General features: G+C 51.4%; 1 protein-coding gene. It reads right to left on the reverse strand.

The window, feature by feature from the left end; all coding sequences use genetic code 11:
* Positions 1-249: 249 nt before the first annotated feature.
* Positions 250-677, reverse strand: a 428-nt coding sequence (locus tag J4G38_RS28195) for a tyrosine-type recombinase/integrase (RefSeq protein WP_226164135.1), incomplete at its 5' end; no start/stop codon positions are given.

The raw sequence follows: 677 nt of genomic DNA on the forward strand, positions 1-677 counted from the left end.
CCCCGTGGGTCGGGGGGGTATAAAGTTTGCGCCCACCTCGCTTTCGCTCGGTGGGCGCTTATCAGTCCTCAGACCTCCGCAGTCGGTCTGCTCGTATCAAATTGTTTAGGTACCGCCCTTTGTTGGGAAAGGTGCTCAGCCAATACTCGTTTTCTTGGTCAAGACGAAACGACATCATCTTTTGACTGCGTTCCCCCCTGGGGGCGAACTTACGCTTAATGCGCTCTTTCTTTTCTTCGCTCATAGTGTTTAGTGATTTAGTGGTGAATATTGGGCGGAAACGGCTCTGCAGTCCATTTGCGCCATGTCGATATACTTCTGTGTAGTCGAAATGCGGTTGTGCCCTAAGATAGTCGCTATCGTGGCAACGTTGACCCCCTGCCTTGCTAATGTGGTGGCGAATGTGTGCCTTATCGCATGGGGTGACAGTTGTTTTGCCCTGCTCCATGGCTTCAAGGCTTCCCATATCATGTGGCGCGCGTCTCGCTCATTGTAACGGAATATGCGACCCTCTGTAGGGTTGCGCTCGTATGCTTGGCGAATAAGGTCGAGATATTCAGAGGTGGTGTACACAATTCGGTCTTTATTCCCCTTACCCCTTATCTCCAGGGCGCAGGTCTTAAAGTCTATGTCTTCCCAACAGAGCGAGAGTAATTCCGAAATGCGTATGCCAGTAG

This window comes from Hymenobacter terricola, assembly GCF_017921975.2.
Classification (GTDB): Bacteria; Bacteroidota; Bacteroidia; order Cytophagales; family Hymenobacteraceae; genus Hymenobacter; species Hymenobacter terricola.